General features: G+C 66.2%; 1 protein-coding gene. It reads right to left on the bottom strand.

Translation table 11 applies throughout. The annotated features are described in order from the left end of the window. Positions 1 to 343: alpha/beta fold hydrolase (locus tag ACNFOC_RS55930; protein ID WP_416966516.1), on the bottom strand; the 343-nt coding region annotated here is incomplete at its 3' end. Positions 344 to 382: the final 39 nt, after the last annotated feature.

Genomic DNA, 382 nt, shown 5'->3' with positions numbered 1-382 from the left:
ACACCACACTGTGCAGGCGATCCTGGCCGTGGTTGGCCACGTAGCGCGCCACCTCGCCACCGCCCATCGAGAAACCGACCAGGGTGACATCGCGCAGGTCACGTTCCTCGATCAACCCCGCCAGATCCGCCGCCAGGGTGTCGTAGTCATAGCCCTCGGCCGGTTTGTCGGAGCGGCCAAAGCCGCGCCGGTCGTAACTGATGACCCGATACTGGGCATCGCGCAGGATCGCCACCTGGGTCTTCCAGGCATCGGCGGACAACGGCCAGCCGTGGATCAGGATCACCGGGCGGCCGTCGCCACCGGTATCTTCAACATGCAGGCGGATGCGGGAAGCAGGCATGGGCGCTCCTGTGGAAGGGAAGGAGTGCAGGCTAGCGGC

This window comes from Streptomyces colwelliae (assembly GCF_048158785.1).
In the GTDB taxonomy this organism is placed as follows: domain Bacteria; phylum Actinomycetota; class Actinomycetes; order Streptomycetales; family Streptomycetaceae; genus Streptomyces.
This window is presented reverse-complemented; position numbering and strand designations above follow the sequence as displayed.